Here is a 23,746-nt window from a genome sequence, read left to right as displayed (position 1 = left end):
AATTTGTTATAATTGTAACATTTTGTTTTTTTTGTATATTTTTGCAAAAATTTTTTCAAATGAAAACAGTATCATCTTTTGTAGAACATTATTTAAAAACTAAACCGTTTTTGTTAAGCTCGTTATCTGAAGGGATAATTAATCTTACTTCTTTAGCTCGAATAATGATGCCTGAAGTTGAGAAACAATTGGGTAAAGATATTAAACAAGGAGCTGTTGTAATGTCTTTAAAAAGGCTTACAGAAGAATTGGATTTCAAAATTAATCATAAGATTTCTAAGGTGATTAAGAATATTGGAGAAATTACAGTACGTTCTTCTTTGAATGATTATACCTATATGCTTTCTGATTCATTACTAAGTAGACATGCTGAATTAATTTCGAAAATTAACCTTCGAAAAGATGTTTTTTATACTTCATCAAGAGGTGTTAATGAGGTTAATATTGTTTTAAGTGATAGTATGGATTCTGTTATGGAAGAGCTTTTTAAATCAGAAAAGCAAATTCAAAAAATGGTTGATTTATCATCAATTACTATAAAATTACCACATGAAAATGTAAATGTTCCGGGTGTTTATTACTATATTTTTCAACGTTTAGCTTGGGAAGGAATTGTACTTTATGAAGTAATTTCTACCTCAAATGAGTTTACATTTTTAGTAAGTGAACAGCAAGTTGACACTGCTTTTAGAGTGATTAAAGATTTGAAAAATGTTTAGTTAAAACCTTTGCATCAACTCCAATGCTTTACTAACACTTTTCACATTGTCAAAAGTAAGTAACAATCTTAAACCATTTTTGGTGTCTTTTTCTTTTAGTTTACAAAGATTTCCATTGTGTTGCACAAACTGCATCACTTTTATAAATCGATTAGATTGATAGAAATTCGATTGTTGGTCACTGATGAAATACCCAATCATTTTGCCTTGTTTCATGATTAGTTTTTCGAGTCCAATTCTTGTTGCAATCCATTTTATTCTAACACTATTTAATAAAGCGGTGGCTTGTTTTGGTAAAGCACCAAATCGATCCATTAATTTTTGTTCAAAAGCTTGTAATTGCTCTTCGGTTTTTAAAGTTCCTAATTCGTTATACAAAGCCAATCGTTCCGAAACACTATTGATATAATCATCGGGAAATAGTAATTCAAAATCAGCATCAATCAAAATATCTTTGACAAATTCTTTGGTTTCAATATCATTATCAGCTTCGTATAAATCTTTGAATTCGTTTTCTTTCAATTCATCAATCGCTTCATTCATGATTTTTTGATAAGTGTCAAAACCAATATCATTAATAAATCCACTTTGTTCACCACCTAATAAATCTCCAGCACCACGAATTTCCAAATCTTTCATAGCAATGTTAAAACCACTTCCCAATTCACTAAATTGTTCTAAAGCATTAATACGTTTTTGAGCTTCACTTGTCATCATCGAATAAGGTGGCGTGATGAAATAACAAAACGCTTTTTTATTACTTCGACCTACTCGTCCACGCATTTGATGCAAATCAGACAATCCAAAATTATTGGCATTATTGATGAAAATCGTATTAGCATTTGGAACATCTAAACCACTTTCTATAATAGTTGTAGCAACCAGAACATCAAATTCTCCTTCCATGAAAGCCAGCATCAATTCTTCTAGTTTTTTGCCATCCATTTGTCCGTGACCAATTCCAACTCGTGCATCAGGCACTAATCGTTGAATCATTCCAGCCACTTCTTTAATGTTTTCAATTCGATTATTGATGAAGAAAACTTGACCGTTTCTCTGAATTTCATAAGAAATAGCATCACGAACTAATTCTTCACTAAAACGAATGACCTGTGTTTCGATAGGATACCTATTTGGTGGTGGTGTCGTAATTACAGACAAATCTCGAGCAGCCATCAATGAAAACTGCAAAGTTCTCGGAATTGGAGTTGCCGTCAAAGTCAATGTGTCCACGTTTGAAGCAATGGTTTTCAACTTATCTTTTACGTTTACACCAAATTTTTGTTCTTCATCCACAATCAACAAGCCTAAATCTTTAAAAACAACATTTTTATTAACCAGTTGATGGGTACCAATGATGATATCCACTTTTCCTTCAGCCAAATCTTTTAAGGTTTCTGTTTTTTGTTTTGCAGTTCTAAATCGGTTTAAATAACTTACTGTTACAGGCATTTCTTTCAAACGTTCTGAAAAAGTTCGATAATGTTGGTAAGCTAAAATGGTTGTTGGAACCAAAACAGCGACTTGTTTTCCATTATCAACAGCTTTGAATGCTGCTCTTATGGCAACTTCTGTTTTTCCAAAACCTACATCACCACAAACCAATCTGTCCATTGGTCGTTCGTTTTCCATGTCAGCTTTTACATCAGCTGTTGCGGTAACTTGATCTGGTGTATCTTCGTAAATAAAAGAACTTTCTAATTCTTTTTGCAAGTAACTATCAGGTGCATATTGAAACCCTTTTTCCAGTCTTCTTTTCGCATATAATTGAATCAAATTGAAAGCAATATGTTTTACTCGAGCTTTAGTTTTCTGTTTTAAAGCTTTCCAAGCACCACTTCCTAATTTGTAAATTTTTGGAGCAATTCCGTCTTTTCCATTAAATTTTGAAATTTTGTGTAAAGAATGAATACTCACATAAACAATATCGTTATCAGCATAAGCAATTTTGATAGCTTCTTGTGTTTTGCCTTCAACCTGAATTTTTTGTAAACCCCCAAATTTTCCAATTCCGTGATCAATGTGTGTTACATAATCTCCAACTTGTAAGGAAGTCAATTCTTTGAGCGTAATGGTTTGCTTTTTAGAATAATTACTCTTGATGTTGAACTTGTGATAACGTTCAAAAATTTGATGATCTGTATAACAAGTTATTTGCATTTCTTCATCAATAAATCCTTGATATAAAGGAAGAACTACGCCTTTGAATTTTGGATTTTCTTTCTGACTTTCATCTTCTGTTAAATCTTCAAAAATATCTTGAAAACGAGTGATTTGATTGCTATTGGAACAACAAATAAAGTTGGTATACCCATTAAAATGATGTTCGTTTATATCATTCAATAATAAATCAAACTGCTTGTTGAAAGAAGGTTGCGGTTGAATATGAAATTCAAATGTTTTGGTAGTTTTGAATAAAGCAGTGTTGTTTAATTCAACTATATTGAAGTTAAGAGCTTGTTTCAAAAATTGTTCTTGATTGACAAATAATTCTTCTGGTTGCGCATGTTTGATGTCTTTGGAAAGTTTACCAAAGGCTTCCACAGCTTTTTCAAAAATTTTGTCTAATTGATTCCCAATGAATTCAGAATTTTGAGTGAAAATAACCGTTTTCTCATTGATATAGTTCAAGAATGTTTCACGATTTTCATTTAAGAACTTATTTTCCACATTTGGAATAACTGAAATTTTCTTCAATTTTTCAACGGAAAGTTGGGTTTCCACATCAAAACTTCTGATGCTATCGACTTCATTTCCAAAAAATTCAATTCTGTAAGGATGATCATTTGAAAATGAAAACACATCGATAATTCCACCACGAACCGAAAATTCTCCGGGTTCAGTTACAAAATCAACTCTTTTAAAATTGTATTCAAATAAGGTTTCGTTTATGAAATCAATAGATAATTTATCGTTTACATGAACTTTTAAGGTGTTTTTTTCTAATTCTTTTCTAGTAACTACTTTTTCAAACAAAGCTTCAGGATACGAAACAATTATAGCAGGTTTTTTTCTGGAATTGATTCGGTTTAAAACTTCAGCACGAAGCAAAACGTTGGCATTGTCTGTTTCATCAATTTGATAAGGTCTTCTGTACGAACCTGGATAAAACAACACATCATTGGTATTGATAAGCAATTCCAAATCATTCAAAAAATAAGCCGCTTCTTCTTTATCATTAAAAAGCAAAAGAAAAGGCAAATCCGATTTTTCAAACAAAGCCTGAATTACAAATGAAATGGATGAACCTAATAAACCTTTGGCATGTATTTTTTGATTTTGTTGTGCTAACGTTTCGGCAAAAACAGTAATTTTTGCAGATTTTTTATAAGAATTGGCTATATCAGGTTTCAAAAATTATTCGGTTTTAATAAGTTTTTTTCTCTGTGGAATAATATTACTATTCTGTGTTTGTTGATTATTTATTGAATCTTGTTTACGCATTTTTTCCATCATTAATTCAGGGTTAGCATTTCTAGTAGTGTCTAAAGCCTGAATCATATATTCTTCTCCAATTTCTTTAGGAATTCTTTTCTTGATGATAATTTCTTCCCACTGACCTACTAAAGAAGTCATTTCTTCATTAATTTCAGGAATCAATTCTTTAATTTTACTTTGAGGAACATCTGTCAAATGGATAAAAGTGTCTAACATTTTAATTTTAGTATCCAAAGCTGCAATTCTGCTTTTAACTTGAGGAATATTAAATTGTGGTGGAATATTTAACTGAAGTGAATCAATTTTAGAAGATATATTCTTAGTTTTTAATTGAAAAGCCGTCAAATTACTTTTAGGTTTCTGGTTAATTTCAATGACAAATTGTTGCCATTCATTCCAATTACGTACTTCATTTTCAGCAGTTGGTGAAAGTGTAGGAGTTTTTAAGTTCCAAATTGAACTTAACAAATTAAAAGTTTGCTTGTTTTTGGCTATAATTTTTTCATTGTCTTCTTGAGTAGTTTCATCATTACAACAAATAAACAAAAGTGAAATTATAAATATAAAAATCGATTTGTGCATAAATATCAATTAGAATACAAATGTACAAATGTTTAAAAAAGAAAGTATAGTAATTAGCATAAGTTAACACAATTTAGTAAAAAAAGTAAATGTGTTTAAATCAGTAAATTAAAGGGTGCTAATTATGACATCTTGAATCAAAAGCTTTGAGAGTGAGAAGTTTTTAAATTTTTACTAAAAAATTAGCGATAAAATTCAAAAATCAACAATTGAAAATAATATATTTGTACTCGTTAATTTAATGACAATATGAAAACAAAAATTTTAATTATCGGTGCTTGTGGGCAAATAGGAACAGAACTTACCAAAAAATTGCGTGAGATCTATGGAATTGAAAATGTGATAGCCTCAGACATCAGAAAATTAAATATTGATGTTGTCAATGAAGGAATTTTTGAAGTAGTAAATGCTTTAGATTACAATCAAATTGAGCATTTGGTGGAACAGTATGAAATAACAGATGTTTATTTAATGGCTGCTTTACTTTCGGCAACTGCAGAAAAAAATCCAGCTTTTGCTTGGGATTTGAATATGAATTCACTTTTCCACGTTTTAAATATTGCCAAAGCAGGTAAGATTAAGAAAATCTTTTGGCCTTCAAGTATAGCGGTTTTTGGACCAACAACTCCAAGTCAAAATACACCACAATATACAGTTATGGAACCTTCAACAGTATATGGAATCAGTAAACAATCAGGTGAAAGATGGTGTGAGTATTATAACAAACAATATGGTGTTGATGTGAGAAGCATTCGTTATCCAGGTTTAATTAGTTGGGTTTCTGAACCAGGTGGAGGAACTACAGATTATGCGGTTGAAATTTATCATAAAGCTATCAATGAAGGGAAATATACTAGTTTTTTATCTGAAAAATCAGCTTTGCCAATGATGTATATGGATGATGCCATCAAAGCAACAGTTCAAATTATGCAAGCTCCTGAAGAACAAATTAAAATTCGTTCTTCTTACAATTTAAGTGCAATGAGTTTTACTCCAGAACAAATTGCTGCTGAAATTAAAAAGCATTATCCAGATTTTAAAATGAGTTATGAACCTGATTTTAGACAAAAAATTGCGGATAGTTGGCCAGCAAGTATTGATGATTCTTCTGCTCGTGAAGATTGGAATTGGCAAAACGATTTCAATTTAGAGAATATGACTACTGAAATGCTTAAAAATCTAAAAGAGCATATTTACAACGTTTAGTTATTTCTTTTTATCGTCTATAATTTTATCCTCAATTGCTGATTTTATTGAAATAACGTCACTAGAATTATCATTTGGAATTGTCATAGACAGGACATAATGTTTGATTTTCAACTGACCATCAATTTTTTCTAAAACACCTGAACCTCTACAAAGTTTCATTTGAGTGTCTAATAATTCATCAAACCAAATGGTATTTTTGTCTTTTGAAAAATAGATGTTTCTTTCTAATGCAGTAAAATTCCATGCTTTTCCTTTATCGAAATAAGGTTTTGAAAAAGCCATAAATTCTTTTTTGTTCCAATTTTCAGTAGCATCTGTTCCAATGAAAATACCATCTTCTGCAATTGCATCAAAATACGCTTGAAAATTAGTTTCAGCAGCATCTTTATGCCATTTGTCTAGGAAAGTATTTATTTCTTTTTTTGTGGTATCGGTATTTTTAGCTTTAGGTTCAATGCAAGAAACACTTAGGAGTAACAACGATAAGAATAGAAAATATTTTTTCATTTTGAAGTTTTATTTGTTCTAAATGTACAAAATTTTCAAACGATACTATTGTTTCTTAAAATTTCTCATCATGTTGTGATAAATCTAATCCAACTCTTTCTGAATTATCAGAAACACGAAGTGGAATGATGCTATTGGTTATTTTAAATAACAAAATAGATCCAAAAAAAGTAAAGAATGAAACCATAACAAGAGCCATCATGTGATGACCAAAAATGGTCCATCCACCATGTAAAAGACTTGCATTTTCACCATTTGCAAAAATAGCAGTTAAAATCATACCCATAATTCCACCAATTCCATGACATGCAAAAACATCTAATGTATCGTCAATGGCTTTAAGTTTTTTCCAATATAACATTTTGTTAGATACAATTGCAGTAATGAACCCAAAGAAAATGCTTTCAGGAATTGTTATAAAACCAGCAGCTGGAGTTATGGCAACTAAACCGACAACAGCACCAATGCAAGCTCCTAAAGCAGAAACTTTTCTTCCGTTAATTCTGTCAAAGAAAATCCAAGTTATCATAGCAGATGCAGAAGCAATAGTAGTTGTTGCAAAAGCCATTGCTGCAGTTCCATTAGCAGCTAAAGATGAACCAGCATTAAATCCAAACCAACCAAACCATAGCATTCCAGTTCCTAATAATACAAAAGGAATGTTTGTGGGAATGTGTTCGCTGTTTTTACGTTTACCTAAAGTTAAAACTCCAGCTAAAGCGGCAAAACCTGCACTCATGTGTACTACTGTTCCACCTGCAAAATCTTTTATGCCAAAGTAGGCACCCAATAAACCGTTTGGATGCCATGCCATGTGACATAAAGGAGTGTAAATAAATAACGTAAACAAACAAATAAATAATAAATAAGAAATAAATCGAACTCTTTCGGCAAAAGAACCCGTAATAATTGCAGGAGTTATTACGGCAAATTTCATTTGGAAAAGGGCAAAAAGGACAAACGGCAAATTGGATGCAAGATTTTTATGGGGTAAAACACCAACATTATTAAAAAAAGTAAAGTCAAAAGGGTTTCCGATAATTCCGTAGAGTATTCCATCAATAGTAATTCCTATTGACGAACCAAAAGCCATACTAAATGCGACCACAACCCAAACCAAAGAAACAACTCCTAAACATATAAAACTTTGAAGCATGGTTGAAATAACATTTTTTCTTCCAACCATTCCACCATAAAAGAAAGAAAGTCCTGGTGTCATCAATAAAACAAACGAAGAAGAGGTTAGTAGCCAAGCTACATCAGCAACATTAATTTCTGATTCTGGTAAGAATTGATCCTTCAAGTTGTTAGAAGGTGTCCAAAATAAACTTGTTATTGCTAATATCGTTATAATACAGAACGAAATAATCCATCTTTTTTCTATTTTCATATTTTAACCCCTAAAATTATAGGGTAAAAATATAAAATATAGATTTATAAATAAAAGTAACCCCTATAAAATTAGAATGTAAAATGGATTTTTGTTATATTATTATAATTTTGAATTTTTTTTATTTTTTCTTCAAATAAAACTTGATTAATAAATAAATTGTTCAATTGGCTATCAAAATTATTTATTATATTTATGTAAAAACTTAGTTTACTGCTTATTACTTTTATGAAAATAGGTTAATAGTAAGTTAATGATTAAATGTTTTTAAATATAGTAATCACTTTATAATATTTTTACAAAATGTCCTTGAAGTCAAGATTTTTAATTTTAGGTTCTATTGTTACATTAATAGCGATTTCTGCTATTCAAGCCTATTTAATTTATAATACTTATGAATTAAAGAAGAAAACATTTGCAATGGATGCAAGAAATTCAATTGCAAAAGTTTATACAACGCAAGAGGTTGATTCTTTATCTTGGATCTATAGAAATGACTTTCTAAATCAGTTGGAGCTTTATGAAAATTCAAAAATTAGTAAATCAGAAGTTTTAAAAAATCTTGAAACAACAACAAGAGAGATAAATAAGTCATTTTTAAAATTATATGAAGAAGGAATTAAAAAAACGGATATAAACTTTGATGTTAAAATTAAGGTTTCTGTAACAGACATCATAATTTTAGATAGTTTAACAACTGTAGACGAAAAGATTTTAGATTCACAAAAGGACAGTGCTATTTTTATATTAGGAAATAATTTTTCTAGTAAAGACGCAATGTTGATCAATAAAAGCACTTGGCAAAAAGAGTTAGAAGATTCAAAACAATTTAAGGATTTACATTTTAAAACTCAAATTTACATGAACCTTGTAGATTGGGAAAACGTTATTATAAAGGAGCTTTCAGTTTTGTTAATACTTTCGGTTTTGTTATTTGCATTCGTAATAGGATTGCTCTCATATTCAATTCACAATTTAATAAAACAAAAAAGATTAGCCGAAATTAAAACAGATTTTATCAATAACATAACGCACGAGTTAAAAACACCTTTGTCAACACTAGCCATTACTACAAAAACCTTAACTAATAAATATGCAGAAGGTCAAACAGAAATTGCAAAAGAAACAATTCAAGTAATTGATAGGCAAAATAAGCGTTTGCAAAATTTAATTGATCAAGTCGTTAATAATAGTGTTGGTTATGACGAAATTGACTTATCATTAAAAAAATTCAAAACGATTCCCTTTTTGAATGATATTATTAATGATTACAAAATTACTTTAAATGAGAATGTTGAAATAGTTAGAAATTTTATTGAAACTGATGAAAAAATCATTGCAGATAAATTTTATTTGGGAACAGCAATTTTAAATTTATTATCAAATGCAGTTAAATATGAAGGCACAAAAATTGAAATTTCATACTCATATAATGAAAAAGTAAAACAGCATATAATTTTAGTTTCTGATAACGGAATAGGAATATCTAAAAGACATCAAAAACTAATATTTGAGAAATTTTTTAGAGTGAGTGAAAAAGACAGACATAACTACAAAGGCTTAGGTTTGGGTTTATACTATAGTAAGCAAATAATTAAGGCTCATAAAGGAATTTTAGAAGTAGAGAGTAAAGAAAATGAAGGCTCAGTATTTAAGATAATCATCCCAAAACAATAAAAATGAAAAGAATATTATTAGCAGAAGATGATTTTGATTTTGGAACAGCATTAAAACAATATTTAGAGTTAAATAAGTTTGAAGTTGTTTGGGGAAAAGACGGTGAAGAAGCCTTTGAATTGTCCAAAAATGATTCCTTTGATATTGGAATTTTTGATGTAATGATGCCAAAGCTTGATGGTTTTTCATTAGCTGAAAAAATTATAAAGCACAGTCCTGATTTGCCTTTTTTGTTTTTAACAGCCAGAAAAGCAAAAGATGATAGAATAAAAGGATTAAAGTTAGGAGCTGATGATTATATAGTAAAACCTTTTGAGGTAGAAGAATTGATCTTAAGATTGCAAAATATAATTAGAAGAACAGAAAAGAAGAATTCAATTACTGACGATTTTTTTAAACTTGAAAGCATTGCTATAGGTAAATACACATTTGATATTCAAAAATTAGAATTACGAATTAATGATTCAATTTTTAAACTAACAGAAAAAGAAGCGCGATTAATTTATTTTCTATATGAATCTAGAAATAATTTAATTCAACGAGATGAAATACTGTTAAAGTTTTGGAATAATAATGATTTTTTCTCAGGTAGGAGTATGGATGTATTTATAAGTAGAATTAGAAAACATTTTAAAGAAGACGAAAATATAACAATTAAAAGCACGCGAGGTATTGGTCTCGAATTTATCATTAACAATTAATTAAATCAAATATTAAAATCATGAAAAAGATTACTTTATCACTACTATTATTTTCGATTTCATTGTTGAGTTCTGCTCAACAATATTTTGGAACAAGTACATTTGGTACAACAGGTATAGATACCAATTATGATGTAGCAAAAGATAGTCAAGGAAATGTATATAGTGTTGGTTTTTATGCAGGAACATTAACAGTAGGAACCACAACTGTAACTTACAATGGTGGAAATGCGGATGGATACTTAGCAAAGCATGATGCTAATGGAAATCCTTTATGGGTTAAAAGTTTCGGTGGAGCAGCTGATGATGTTGCTATAGCAGTAACCATTGACAATGCAGATAATATTCTTATAACTGGATATTTTCAAGGAGCAGGTTCGAATTCTTTTGATGCAGATCCAGGACCAAATGTTTATCCTTTATCTCAATTAGCACCTATTTTAAGTCGAGATTGCTTTATAGTAAAATTAGACAGTAACGGAGACTTCCTTTGGGCAAAACAAGTTAGTAATCCTGCTGGTGCTGCAGCAAATGAGGATTCTAAAGATATAATAGTAGATTCTTCAAATAATGTATATGTAGTAGGTGGTTTTAATTATGCAGATTTTGATCCAGGAGCTGGTCAGCAAATTATATTAGCTACTGGAAGTGGAGCTAGTCAAGACGGTTTTGTTTTAAAATTAGATAGTAATGGGGATTATGTTTGGGTAAAAACTTTTAACTCTTCAAGTGCTGTAGTAGTTGAATCAATAGATATAGATACAGCAGGTAATTTATTAATCGCTGGTCGTTATCAGGGAATTGTTGATTTAAATCCATCTACAACAGTTGCAGCAAATTCTTCAACTTCAAACGGAAACTTTGATGCCTTTTTAGTAAAATTAGATGCAACAGGAGAGTATGTTTGGGGAAAAGTTTTTGGAGGAAGTGGATACGACAATCCTAAATTTGTTGAAACAATTGGGACAGATGTCTATATTGGTGGAGCTTTAATTGGAAATCAAGATTTGGATCCATCTAGTGGAACAAATATGTATACTGTTTTAGGCTCGTCAGATGGTTATATATCTAAGTTTGACTCTTCAGGAAATTATGTTGCTAGTTATGTTGTTGGTGGTTCTACTACAACTGAAAATGAGGAAATGTATAGAATGACAGTAGGTCCAAACGGAAATTTATTTGTTACAGGAACCTTTTTAGATACTGCAGATTTTGATTTTGGAACAGCTACAGTAAATACAACTTCAAATGGTGGATTAGATGCTTATATTTTAGAGCTTACTCCATCTATGCAATATGTAAATCATGTTACTGTTGGTGGTACAGGAAGAGAAACTTTTGCCAAAATGGTTTTTAATGCAGATAATTCATTATTATTCACAGGTTCATTTGTGAGTTCAACAGTAGATTTTAATCCTTACTCTGGAATTGATACCATCAATAATTCAGGTGTCAATAGTTATGATGTTTTCGTTTCTCGTTTTGAATGGTTAAGTATTGCATTGCCAACTGCTTCATTTATTCAAAATGAAGTAGTAATTTATCCAAATCCAGTAAAAGACATCTTGAGTATTAGTAATAATGAAAGTTTTACTTCATACAAAATATACAACACACTTGGTCAAATAGTAAAACAAGATTCTTTAAACGGAGAAACAATTGATTTATCTACGATTTCTAATGGTATTTACTCTTTGCAATTATCAGGAAACAATATCAATCAAACTAAAAAATTTATAAAAGAATAATTCTGTTTTTTATGAATTGTTATAGGGGAAGAAGGAAGTGGAAACGCTTCCTTTTTCATTTAAATATTTATTTTTTTAAGAGTGTGATTTTCAATTGAAAAATAATGTACTTTCGCACGTTATTTGTCCTTTCAGATAACCTATACAATGGAAGCTAGTTTTGAAGAATTGATTTCGAGTTATATTGACAATAAAGTTGGAATTTCAAAAGATTTTTTAAGTGAATCATTGGCAAATAATCTTAGAGATAGTTTGCTAAATCTTTATAAAGAAGAAGAATTAAAATCGGCTGGAATAGGTCATTTTGGTACATTTGCTAAAAATAAAGAAATCAGAAGTGATGTTATTTATTGGTTAGACAAAGCAAACAACAATCCTCATGAAATGGAATTCTTTGCACTTATTGAAGATTTTATCGATTACTTAAATAAAGAATGCTTTACAGGAATAAAAAGCTATGAATTTCATTATGCTTTATATAAACCAGGGACTTTTTACAAAAGACATTTCGATCAATTTCAAGATACTAGCAATAGGCAATTTTCAATGATTACATATTTAAATGTAGATTGGAAAGAAGGTGATGGTGGAGAATTAAAAATATATGACAAAGAAGACTCACAAACGATAAGTCCAACAAATAGAAAAACCGTTTTTTTTAAAAGTAATGAATTAGAACACGAAGTTTTAGAAACCAATCAAATGCGATTGAGTATCACAGGTTGGCTTCGAAAAGACCTTATTGAGGTTATCGTTTCATAGCAAAATGAGCTCTAAACTCTCTTGCTTCATTATTCTGATTAAAATAATTCACAACAAACCAATAATCAGTTGAAGGTAAATCATAACCATCTAATTTTCCATCCCAACCAAAACCTGATGTTTTAAATTGCTTGATGAATTTTCCATAACGGTCAAAGACAGTAACAGTAGCATTTGGACTATTTCTTAAATCCCAAATATTCCATGTATCGTTGTAGCCATCACCGTTTGGTGTGAAGAATTTTGGGTATTTTAAAACAGTTGCAGTTAAAGTTATATCATTACAATTTCCCAAGACATCTCGAACATGAATAATATGTTCTCCAGATGAAACATTAGAAAACACGTTACTTTCTTGAAAATTACCAGAATTATCCAATTGATATACATAAGAACCATAACCATTTAAAATGTTTACAGTTATTGAAGCAGTATCATCAAAATCTGTTGTTACAATAGCTTCTGCAACAGCATAACTAGATTGAGAAACTAAAACTGTCGTTGAGTTATAATTACAATTTGAACCCACATCTGGAGTCAGTTTACTGGTTTCAACAGTATAAGTTCCTACTTGAGTAGCGTTATAAAAAGAACCCGTGTGAACCAGATTGTTATTCAAATACCAATTTACAGTGAATTGCGATGGATTAAGGTTTGTATTTATAAATGCAGGTTGAATAATATCATTCGTAATTGGATCAACACACATATAAGCATCTTCAATATCTAAATTTAACAATGGATAAATTGTCAAAGTAAATGATTTTTCATCGGTACAATTTACATTGTTGAACGCAGTTGCATAAACATAAATGGTATAAGTTCCAGCTGTGTCAAAAGTGTAATCTGTTAGATTTATTATATCTGTTCCATTTGGACTTAAATAATAATTTACGTCATAAGCAGAATTATCTAAAAAAGGCAAAGTATATGTTCCGCATTTAACAATATTTGAAAATGTAGGCAAAGTGGGAGTTTCGGAAATAGTTATAGTAAATGATTCTTCATCACTACAAAAAGTTCTTCCTCCATTTTGAGCATAAACAATAATAGTATAAACTCCAGGAACATTAAATGTAAAATCTGAAACATCTATTGGGTTAACACCATTGGACTCCCAAAAATAGTTTCCAATAGTCAAAGCAGGTAATGTATAACTGTCACATTCTGAAATATCAGTAAAATTCCCTACATCAACACCTAAAACATTTACTTGAAAAACAGTTTCAGCATAACAACCGTTAGCATCTAAAGCATCATTAAAAATATAAATCACTTGAGTAGAATCTATAGCTGTTCCACTTGGGATTATATTTCCATTTCCAGCAGGTTCTGTGTAATAAGTACCGTATGTTAAATTCGGCAAAACAAAAGGATCACAAACAAAAATGTCTGTAAAATTTTCAACCAGAGGCAATGGAATAATCTCAACACTAAATGAAGTTTCATTTGAACATCCATTTAAAATATCATAAATATAAATAGTTTGATTTGTAGAAATTATATCTCCAGCATTTAACATAGTTCCTCCACCATTTGTAGCAGTGTAATAATTTCCTCCAGTTAATGTAGGTAATTGATATGGATTATTTGCACAACGAATGACATCACTAAGATCATCAACTATAGGTTTTGGTTTAATAGTAATTGGCAATGTAAAAGTTGATGTACAATTTGGAGTTGTAGTTGTGTTGGCATAAACATAAATAGTTTGTGAGCTTGCAATTGGTGTACCGGAAGGAATAATTGCACCTTGTCCTCCAATTTGAGTGTAATAATTTCCTGCGTCTAAAGCGGGTAAAATATAGTCTCCACAAGAAATCACAGGATTTGGTTGATTTAGAATTGCAATATAAAAACTAGTTTGATTGGTACAAATTCCGTCATCCGAAAAAATATAAATAGTATCAGTAGAACTAATAACATCTCCAGCAAATAGAGCAGTTCCTCCACCATTTGTGTCAGTAAAATAATTACCATTAGCTATAGGTTGTAATGTATAACTACCACATGTAACTACATCATCAAGAGTGTCAACAAGAGGTAATGGATGTATAGTTAAAGGATATGCTTCTTCTCTACAAAAAACACCATCAATTTCAACATAAAAATATATGGTTTGATTTGTAGTAATAATTGTTCCAGAAGGAAGAACCGTTCCTGTTCCATTTGGGCCACCTGTCTGTGTGTAAAATTCACCAGCTAATGGAGCAGGAACAGTGAATTCACCACAATGTTCAAGACCAATATCATATTCATCCATGAACGTTGCTAAAAAGCTTGATTGGTTTGTACAACCATTAGCGTCTGGACCACTAAAAATATAATAAGTGCCCGTTTCATCAATGATGTCATTTGGGTTTATCTGATTTCCAGTTCCATTTGGTCCATCATAATAAGCACCATTAGTCAAAATTGGCAGAGTGAAATTTTCACAAGCAACAACATCTGATAATGAATCAACAGCTGGTAAAGGATTTACAATAATATCAAAGCTAGTAACATCAAAACAATCAGGATTTGTAATACTTTCAACTCTTACCCATATTGTTTTGGGAGAAGTTGCTAATGTAATACTTGCTGAACTACTTATATTATTGGTATTATCGATTGCATTTGTTTCTGAATTAAAATAAGTGATAGATAAATCACTAGGATTTTGACCATTCAAAATTTGATTGTTTTGGCTGGTTAAGTCAACTGTTATTGAAGGAGCGTTATTGCATAAATTAATAGTACTAGGTTGATTAGCCGAAACTGTAGGATTCACCATTAAATTAAAAGAATACTGAGCATTACATATTGTATTAGTAGTAGTATTTAAGAGTTTAATGTAAATTGTTTCATTTCCACTACTAGAATATGCGTTTAAATTTGAATTTGGAATAGGGTTATTAGAAGCTACATTAGCTAAAGAATTAAAATATAAAACTTGATATTGATTAGGGTTTATTCCTAAAGCAGTAGAATTATTCTCAGTCAAATTATATATATAAGAGCCAGAATTATCATTACACACATATAAACCTTCAGGATTTGTGACTTGAAGGTCAGAAAAAACAATTGTATCTGTCATTTGACATGCAGTTCCGTCTTTTACAACAGTTACAACATAAGTTCCTGCTTGAGTAATTGATAAAATATTACTTGTTTCACCTACTAAAACATTTCCATTCAAAGACCATGAATGATTGTATTCAGTGCTATCAAGGTTGGTTGTTATAGTTGTGTTGTTTCCCGAACAAAGACTTGCATCTGGACCTAAATTTACGGTGCTGTTAAAACTAGCTGCCGAAATAAAAACTGCTGAATCATAATCAGCATCATTATAATCTCCAATAACAAGTTTTATTCGGTACGGATTATTTGGAATGGTTGGTGCTGAAGCATTTAATAACTTCGTAAATCCTCTCATGTTTAAACTTGAAGCAGCAGGATTATTTACATTGTAAATGTCAAATAAACTTGGATTTACAGAGCTGCAAGATGAATTATAGATATTATTTCTTATATCTTTTACGGAAATTGGTGTATTTGTTCCCGGAACAACCGCAATGTTCGTTGTTACACCAGTGGTTAAGTCAGTTAACAGAAAAGCAAAAACATCACTAAAACCACATTGAAATTCACCATATTCATTCGATGCAAATAAAAATCTAAAATTAAAATTATTAGAGATAGGAATAAAATCAAATTGTAAATAAGCTGCATCAGTTATAGTTGAGGTTTGTCCAGAACTATTACTGATGTTTACTAAATCAACATCGCTGTTTGAGTTTACTTGACTACTTAGGTTGTTTCCAGTGTAAATTCCTTCAGAGTGTTGGGCAATACCATTTCTGATAATAACACCTTGATTAATAGGAAAATTTGAACCATTCTTATTGAAATACGCTACAGATTGACCAGAAGAATAGGAAATATTGGTAGGACTGATACAAGAATTAGTTACCAAAAGATTGGCTAAATCTGAAGCTGAGTAGGTATTACTATCAACACTAATAGTTTGACTGTAGCTTATGAATGAACATAAGCATAATAAAAACATTAATTTTTTCATAGTTCGGGGCTTTATGAAAATGATTAACAATGTAAAGCACAAATATATACAATAAATATTTAAACGTAAATTTTTAAAAAAATTGCATAAAAAAAGCCTAACATTGCTGCTAGGCTTTTAAAGCTCCCCCTCTTGGGCTCGAACCAAGGACCCTCTGATTAACAGTCAGATGCTCTAACCAACTGAGCTAAGGAGGAAACTATATATCTTAGTTTATGAACGTCTATTTAAGAAAGGTTTTATCCTTTTTTGCGAGTGCAAATATAGCACACATTTTCTTTCTCGCAAACTTTTTTATAAAAAAAATTAAAATAATTTATCAGCAATTAATTGATATATATCCTTTCCAAAGGTTAAGGCCATCAATGTCAATAAGATAATCATTCCAAAGGTTTGAACTCTTTCTGCTGCTTTTACGCTTAAAGTTTTTCCTGTAATCATTTCTGCAATGGTAAATAGTGCATGTCCACCATCTAAGCCTGGAATAGGTAATAAATTAATAAACGCTAAACCAATTGAAAATAGTGCTGTAAAATTCCAAATGAATTCCCAATTCCATTCATCAGGTAAAATTCTTGCAATACCAACAGGACTTTTAACTTGTTTGTAAGCTTCTGTTTTTGGACTTAAAATTAACTTAAACTGTTTTACATTATAAATTAACAATTGCCATGCTTCTTTTGCAGCAGCAGGAATGGCTTCACCAATGCTCAATTGGTTATTAACAACATAATCAGTTGTGTCTGCGGGTTGATAGATGATTCCAATTTCATTTTTCTCATTAGCAATAGTCTTTATAGCTAAATTTTTATTATTTCTTAAGATATCAAGTGTAATTGTGTCTTTTTTCTCTTTATCTAAGACTTCTTTGAAACTAAAATAGTTGTCATATTTTTTTCCATTAATACTATTAATAATGTCTCCTTTTTCAAAACCAGCTAAAGCAGCATTAGAATTAGGCACAATTGAATCAATCTTAGCTAATTTTGGCATGGCAAAAGCAAATCCTTTTCCTTCTTTACTAATGATTTCTCCTTTTTGTTCTTCGGTTAAATCAAGTTCTATTTTTTTTCCATTACGGTCAATCTCAATTTTATCACTTAATAGAACATCAATAACCATCCAATTAAATTTTGGTTGTAATTTTCCGTCAACAGCAATAATTTTATCACCGTTTTCAAAACCAACGCTTTTTCCAACATCTCCAAAAGCTAAACCATTTTCTTGAATTAACTCCGTTGAGACATATTTTTGCCCAACCGTAGAAAACATAATTAAATAAATCAACCAAGCTAAAAGAATGTTTACAATAATTCCACCTAACATGATAATCAATCTTTGCCATGCAGGTTTTGCTCTAAATTCCCATTCTTGCGGTTCGCTATTCATTTGTTCAGTGTCCATACTTTCGTCAATCATACCTGAAAGCTTAACGTATCCACCAATTGGTAACCATCCAATTCCCCATTCAGTTTCCCCAATTTTTTTCTTAACTAAAGAAAATCCTGCATCCATAAATAAGTAGAATTTTTCTACTCTCACTTTAAACATTTTTGCTGCTATATAATGTCCAAACTCATGAAGAATAACTAATACGGATAATATAAATAGAATTTGTGCTACTTGAATCATTGTTTACTTAAATTTTATAAGCGACAAAAGTAAGGTTTTCACCTTACTTTTGATAATTATTTTTAAAAAGCGTTTATTTTTTTAATAGATTCTTAACGACTATTCCCTCATTTGTATAGATTTTAGCAATAAATAGTCCAGTTGACAAATCTTCAACTGAAAATTGAGTTGTTGTTTTGTGTGAAATTAATTGACCAAGAGTATTGTATAATTCAACTTTTTCGATAGAAATAGAATCAGGTGAACTGATTTCAAAGTAAGAATTTACAGGATTTGGATATATAGCAATAGATTCTTGTAATTCGAAAAGTGAATTAGATAAAACTGTAGTATTATTATTTGAGATAATATGTTTGTTAGGGTCAAATTCAACACCCGTAACAGTAAAAGGGACATTTACAATAAATTGTTGACCGTCAGAGGTGTTTTCTAATCGTGTATCAAAAACCTGATTTCCTGCACCTGTCAATCTAACTTCAATAGGCATTTCAAAGTAAGAAACACTTGAATGAGATTGAGTTTGATTAACTGTAATCTGAACTTGACTTGAATTTATTTGTGTAGCATTTATAGTATATGTGGGATAACCTTGGTTGTAAATCCAATCTGCAAAAAAATCAGTTAACGAGCTTCCATAAACAGTTTCTAAATGAGCTTGTAGATTTGATGTCAATGCATAAGCATAGGCTAAATTAGAATCATTTAAATAATTTTTTAAGGCTTGAAAAAACATAGTATCTCCCATTTTCCAACGAAGCATTTCCAAAACCATTGCTCCTTTTTGATAACTAAGTCTATAATTAAAAATTCGATTTACACTTTCAGCTTCGGTTGCAGTTAAATAAACAGCACCACCTGGTTGAGAAGTAATGCTATTAATCATATTATTTTTATCAGCTACAAAAGCGGCATTTCCATCTAAATTTTCAATAACTAATGAAGCTAAATAAGTAGCAAAACCTTCATTTAACCAAATGTCTCTCCAAGAACCGCATGTTATTTTGTCTCCAAACCATTGATGTCCTAATTCATGTGCAATTAGACTTCTACTATAAGATCCACTACTGTTAGCAGTCATAAATGAAACAGTAGTATGTTCCATTCCGCCTCCCCAACTAAATTGAGCGTGTCCATATTTTTCATTTCTAAAAGGGTAAGGCTCAAAAGTAGATTCAAAAAAGTTCATTATGGTAGGAGTAATAGCAACGCTTGCTATATTTGCTGCTGCTGTTTCAGGATACATATAATTAACAATTGGAAAAAATGGACTTGCAGTTGTTCCTAAACCAGCTTGCTGAGTATGTGTTTGATAGTTAGTGACAGCAATAGCAATTAAATAAGCTGGAATTGGATAACTATGATGAAAATGAGTTGTTTTATTAGAACCATTTGTTGTTTGAGAAATTTCTAATCCATTAGCTACACTTGTATATTGTGATGGTGCAGTTATGTAAACATCAATATTGTTTATTTTGTCATTCAAATCTTGTTTACACGGCCACCAATCTCTTGCTCCGAAAGGCTCAGATAAAGTCCACATTACAGGCACTCCATTATGCTGGGTATTTACAAAAGATCCAAAACCACTTGGATCTGGTGGACCAGCATAAGTTATAATTACCGTTGCACTTGTTCCAGTAGTTATTACAGATGGGAAATTAATTATTAACTCTTTAGTAGTGCTTTGAAAAAAGGTTAAAGCTTGCCCATTTCTAGTCACCGAACTAACTGTCATTGAATCACTCATGTCAAATGTAATAGATGACATATTGGCTAAAGCAGTAAAAGTAGTAGTAACAATTCCACTAATATTTGAAACCGCAGGATCAACAGTAAAACGTAATTCATGATAAGTAATATCATAATTCTGCGTATTTGGATTGACCGTGAAATTTTGAATTTTTGCGGCTGATTTCATTTCTGCTTCGACCATTTTTTCAAATTCAGAATTATCAATTTGTGCAAATGATATAGAGCTAACAATCAGAATTATAGAAAGTATTATTTTTTTCATTTTTTCAAGATATTTATTCAAAAGTAAAGTTTTTTTTCTAAAAAGTTTTTTAAGGGACATATTTATTAACAAATTGGAAAGAAATTTAACAACTGTTTTATGCTATTTTTAGTATCTAAACATTCTATTTTATACATTTGCATTCTTAAATAATTTACTATGTTACAAATACAATTTATTAGAGAAAACAAGGAAGAAGTTATTGCGCGTTTGGCAAAGAAAAACATGGATGCAAAATCGATTGTGGAAGACGTAATTAACTTAGATGAAAATAGAAGATCATCTCAGGTTGCTCTTGATAATATACTTGCGGAATCCAATAAAGTATCTAAAGACATTGGTGAATTAATGCGTAATGGTGAAAAAGCTAAAGCCGAATTACTTAAAAGCAAAACCACTGAATTTAAAGAGCAAACCAAGGATTTAACTGAAAAGTTGAATGAATTTGCTAGTAAATTAGAGGAAGAATTATACAAATTGCCAAATCTTCCAGCAGAAATTGTTCCTAATGGAAAAACTGCTGATGATAATGAAAATGTTTTTGAACATGGAAAAGTTCCAACGTTACATGAAGGAGCATTACCTCACTGGGAATTAATTAAAAAATATGATATTGTTGATTTTGAATTAGGGACAAAAATCACTGCACCAGGATTTCCAGTTTACAAAGGAAAAGGAGCAAAATTACAACGTGCGTTAATTTCATATTTCTTAGATAAAAACATCGATGCTGGTTACCAAGAATATCAAGTACCTCATTTAGTAAATGAAGCTTCAGCTTACGGAACAGGTCAATTGCCAGATAAAGATGGACAAATGTATCACGATGCAAAAGATAATTTATATTTAATTCCAACTGCCGAAGTTCCAGTAACCAATATTTTTAGAGATGTAATTCTTCAAGAAAATGAATTACCAGTTTTAGCAACAGGTTATACACCATGTTTCAGAAGAGAAGCAGGTTCATGGGGAGCACATGTTCGTGGATTAAATCGTTTACACCAGTTTGATAAAGTAGAAATTGTTAGAATTGAACATCCAGATAATTCATATAAAGCTTTAGATGGAATGGTAGAACATGTAAAAGAAATTTTGAACGAACTGCAATTACCTTACAGAATTTTGCGTTTATGTGGTGGCGATATGAGTTTTGCTTCAGCTTTGACTTATGATTTTGAAGTATATTCAACAGCTCAAGAGCGTTGGTTAGAAATTAGTTCAGTGTCTAATTTTGAAACTTTTCAAGCCAATAGATTAAAATTAAGATTCAAAGACAAAGACGGAAAAAACCAACTAGCTCATACATTGAATGGAAGTTCATTAGCCTTGCCAAGAGTTTTAGCCGGAATTTTAGAAAACTATCAAACACCAGAAGGAATTGTAATTCCAGAAGTATTAAGAAGATACACAGGATTTGATATTATTGACTAATAAACGTTAATCTTTATAAAAACAATGTACTAAATTGGCATAAAAAATGTTACTTTAGTACATTATTTGTTTCTAACTACTTGTATGAAAAAACTTTTTATTCTTTTTTGCCTGTTATTATCTGGTTTGGTTAATGCTCAATCGGAGCAATTGGCTTTTAACTATTTTGATAGAGGTGAATTTGATAAAGCCATTTCTTTATTAGAAGAATTAGTAGTTAAACAACCTGGAAATTATGCTTATTTTCAAAAAATGGTTGCTTGTTATCAGCAATTAAAACAATATGATAAAGCCGATATTGCTATTTCAAATAAGATAAAAACGTCCAAAATGCCTAATCTATATGTAGAATTAGGTTATAATTTTCAATTACAAAAAAACGAACAAAAAGCTACCGAAAACTATAATTTAGCCATTGAACAAGTGGTTTTACAATCCAATTATGCGTATTCTGTTGCAGCTGCTTTTGAACAAAAAACACTTTTAGAATGGGCTATAAAAGCTTATGAAGTGGGAAAAACAGGTAACCCAAATCTAAATTTTGATTACCAAATTGCGTTATTAAATGGACAAATGGGAAATTTGGAAATAATGGTTGAAAAATTGTTAGATTATTCATTTAGTAATCAAAACAATACTACTTTAGTTCAAAATCAATTGACTCGATTTATTAGTGAAGATACAGAAGGAAATTTTACCAATTACATAAAAAAAGCACTCTTACTGAGAGTTCAAAAAAATCAAGATATTTATTGGAACGAGTTTTTGAGTTGGTATTTTGTGCAACAAAAAGAGTACGGAAAAGCATTTGCTCAAGAAAAAGCTATTTATAAAAGAAATCCAGAAGGTTTTTATAATATTGTGAATTTGGCCAAATTTGCTATGGAAGAAAAAGAAAATGAAACAGCAAAAGAAATTTTTCAATTCATTTTAGAAAATACACAAGATTACGGGTTACAAATTCAAGCACATGATTTTTTAATTTCAATGCAAATTGAAGAAGCTTCTGAAAAAGAATATCCAATCATTCAACAAACAATAGAAGATTTGGTTAAACAGTACGGAATTTCTCCTTACACATTAAATTTACAGCTATTATCGGCAAATTTCGATGCGTTCTATATGAAGCAATTTTCTAAAGCAAAAGCAACACTAGAGAATGCACTAACTTTGCGACTTTCTCCAAGACAAGAAAGCGAAGTTAAAATGGAATTAGCTGATATTTTAGTGTTGGATGAAAAATTCAATCAAGCTATTTTGTATTATGCTCAAATTTCTGAAACCTTAAAAAACGATGAAAAGTCACATGAAGCAAGCATGAAAATGGCAACAACAAGCTATTATAAACAAGATTTTGATTGGGCTTTACAACAAGTGAAAGTTTTGAAGCAATCTTCAAGTTTATTGATTGCCAATGATGCTATTGAAATGTTTTTGTTGATTAGTGATAATTCAGCTGAAGATAGCACTAGAGTTGCTTTAAAAGCTTTTTCAAAAGCCGATTTGTTAACATATCAGAATAAAAACGAGCAAGCATTACAAGGATTTAAAGACATTCTTGAAAAATACAAAGGTGATGCAATTGAAGAAGTAACCCTATTTAAAATTGCACAGATTTACGAAAAGAAAAAAGACTATGCAAATGCTTTAGCTTATTATAAAACTATTTTAGATACTCATTTAGATGGAATTTATGTTGACGAAGCATTGTTTTATTCTGCAGAGATTTATCATAAATATTTAAACGAAAATGACAAAGCAAAACCACTTTACGAAAAAATGATTTTTGAACATGCTGATAGTATTCATTTTACAGAAGCTAGAAAACAATTTAGATTGCTTCGTGGTGATGCTATTTAACTTATAAATTCCAAAT

15 protein-coding genes and 1 tRNA gene are annotated in these 23,746 nt (G+C 30.4%); 8 read left to right on the top strand and 8 right to left on the bottom strand.

Going from position 1 to position 23,746, the window contains the following annotated elements:
• Window positions 1-59: 59 nt before the first annotated feature.
• Window positions 60-719: an aspartate kinase gene (locus tag AABJ49_RS02830; protein WP_338375957.1), complete on the top strand. Its 660-nt coding sequence runs from the start codon at window positions 60-62 to the stop codon at window positions 717-719.
• Here AABJ49_RS02830 and mfd read toward each other — a convergent pair whose 3' ends face one another.
• Entirely contained in the window at window positions 720-4,031 is a 3,312-nt protein-coding gene (mfd, locus tag AABJ49_RS02825; RefSeq protein WP_338376182.1) for a transcription-repair coupling factor, read from the bottom strand.
• 45 nt (window positions 4,032-4,076) lie between these two features.
• Window positions 4,077-4,739 carry a hypothetical protein gene (locus tag AABJ49_RS02820; RefSeq protein WP_338375955.1) on the bottom strand — a complete coding sequence of 221 codons (663 nt, stop codon included), beginning with the start codon at window positions 4,737-4,739 and terminating at the stop codon, window positions 4,077-4,079.
• Between the two features lie 249 nt (window positions 4,740-4,988).
• On the opposite strand from AABJ49_RS02820, the gene AABJ49_RS02815 reads away from it, so the two are divergent.
• Window positions 4,989-5,945 carry an L-threonine 3-dehydrogenase gene (locus tag AABJ49_RS02815; RefSeq protein WP_338375953.1) on the top strand — a complete coding sequence of 319 codons (957 nt, stop codon included), beginning with the start codon at window positions 4,989-4,991 and terminating at the stop codon, window positions 5,943-5,945.
• Here AABJ49_RS02815 and AABJ49_RS02810 read toward each other — a convergent pair whose 3' ends face one another.
• Both AABJ49_RS02810 and AABJ49_RS02805 read right to left on the bottom strand, forming a co-directional pair.
• A complete protein-coding gene (locus AABJ49_RS02810) occupies window positions 5,946-6,455 on the bottom strand; it encodes a nuclear transport factor 2 family protein (RefSeq protein WP_338375951.1) in 510 nt (169 codons plus the stop codon).
• A 55-nt stretch (window positions 6,456-6,510) separates the two neighbouring features.
• The gene (locus tag AABJ49_RS02805; RefSeq protein ID WP_338375948.1) at window positions 6,511-7,845 is read right to left on the bottom strand and encodes an ammonium transporter; all 1,335 of its coding nucleotides are present in this window, start codon (window positions 7,843-7,845) and stop codon (window positions 6,511-6,513) included.
• Window positions 7,846-8,154: 309 nt separating this feature from the next.
• Between AABJ49_RS02805 and AABJ49_RS02800 the strand changes: the two genes are divergently transcribed.
• The 4 genes from AABJ49_RS02800 to AABJ49_RS02785 all read left to right on the top strand — a co-directional run bounded on the left by AABJ49_RS02800 (window position 8,155) and on the right by AABJ49_RS02785 (window position 12,733).
• Window positions 8,155-9,522: a HAMP domain-containing sensor histidine kinase gene (locus AABJ49_RS02800; protein ID WP_338375947.1), complete on the top strand. Its 1,368-nt coding sequence runs from the start codon at window positions 8,155-8,157 to the stop codon at window positions 9,520-9,522.
• 2 nt (window positions 9,523-9,524) lie between these two features.
• Window positions 9,525-10,223: a response regulator transcription factor gene (locus AABJ49_RS02795; RefSeq protein WP_338375945.1), complete on the top strand. Its 699-nt coding sequence runs from the start codon at window positions 9,525-9,527 to the stop codon at window positions 10,221-10,223.
• Between the two features lie 20 nt (window positions 10,224-10,243).
• Window positions 10,244-11,971 (top strand): T9SS type A sorting domain-containing protein, encoded by a 1,728-nt coding sequence (locus tag AABJ49_RS02790; protein WP_338375943.1) that lies wholly within the window; start codon window positions 10,244-10,246, stop codon window positions 11,969-11,971.
• Between the two features lie 147 nt (window positions 11,972-12,118).
• Complete coding sequence (locus tag AABJ49_RS02785; RefSeq protein ID WP_338375941.1) at window positions 12,119-12,733, top strand: 2OG-Fe(II) oxygenase; 615 nt, start codon at window positions 12,119-12,121, stop codon at window positions 12,731-12,733.
• Here AABJ49_RS02785 and AABJ49_RS02780 read toward each other — a convergent pair.
• From AABJ49_RS02780 to AABJ49_RS02765, 4 genes are all read right to left on the bottom strand, one after another.
• Complete coding sequence (locus tag AABJ49_RS02780; protein WP_338375939.1) at window positions 12,720-16,793, bottom strand: choice-of-anchor L domain-containing protein; 4,074 nt, start codon at window positions 16,791-16,793, stop codon at window positions 12,720-12,722. The genes AABJ49_RS02785 and AABJ49_RS02780 overlap by 14 nt on opposite strands.
• 123 nt (window positions 16,794-16,916) lie before the next feature.
• Window positions 16,917-16,990 (bottom strand) — tRNA-Asn (locus AABJ49_RS02775).
• Between the two features lie 109 nt (window positions 16,991-17,099).
• Window positions 17,100-18,425: an RIP metalloprotease RseP gene (gene rseP / locus AABJ49_RS02770; protein WP_338375937.1), complete on the bottom strand. Its 1,326-nt coding sequence runs from the start codon at window positions 18,423-18,425 to the stop codon at window positions 17,100-17,102.
• A 73-nt stretch (window positions 18,426-18,498) separates the two neighbouring features.
• Complete coding sequence (locus AABJ49_RS02765) at window positions 18,499-20,439, bottom strand: M1 family aminopeptidase (RefSeq protein ID WP_338375935.1); 1,941 nt, start codon at window positions 20,437-20,439, stop codon at window positions 18,499-18,501.
• A gap of 159 nt (window positions 20,440-20,598) precedes the next feature.
• On the opposite strand from AABJ49_RS02765, the gene serS reads away from it, so the two are divergent.
• Window positions 20,599-21,870, top strand: coding sequence for a serine--tRNA ligase (gene serS / locus AABJ49_RS02760; RefSeq protein WP_338375934.1), 1,272 nt, complete (start codon window positions 20,599-20,601; stop codon window positions 21,868-21,870).
• Window positions 21,871-21,954: 84 nt separating this feature from the next.
• A complete protein-coding gene (locus AABJ49_RS02755; RefSeq protein WP_338375932.1) occupies window positions 21,955-23,730 on the top strand; it encodes a tetratricopeptide repeat protein in 1,776 nt (591 codons plus the stop codon).
• Window positions 23,731-23,746: the final 16 nt, after the last annotated feature.

Source organism: uncultured Flavobacterium sp., from assembly GCF_963922255.1.
Classification (GTDB): domain Bacteria; phylum Bacteroidota; class Bacteroidia; order Flavobacteriales; family Flavobacteriaceae; genus Flavobacterium.
This window is presented reverse-complemented; position numbering and strand designations above follow the sequence as displayed.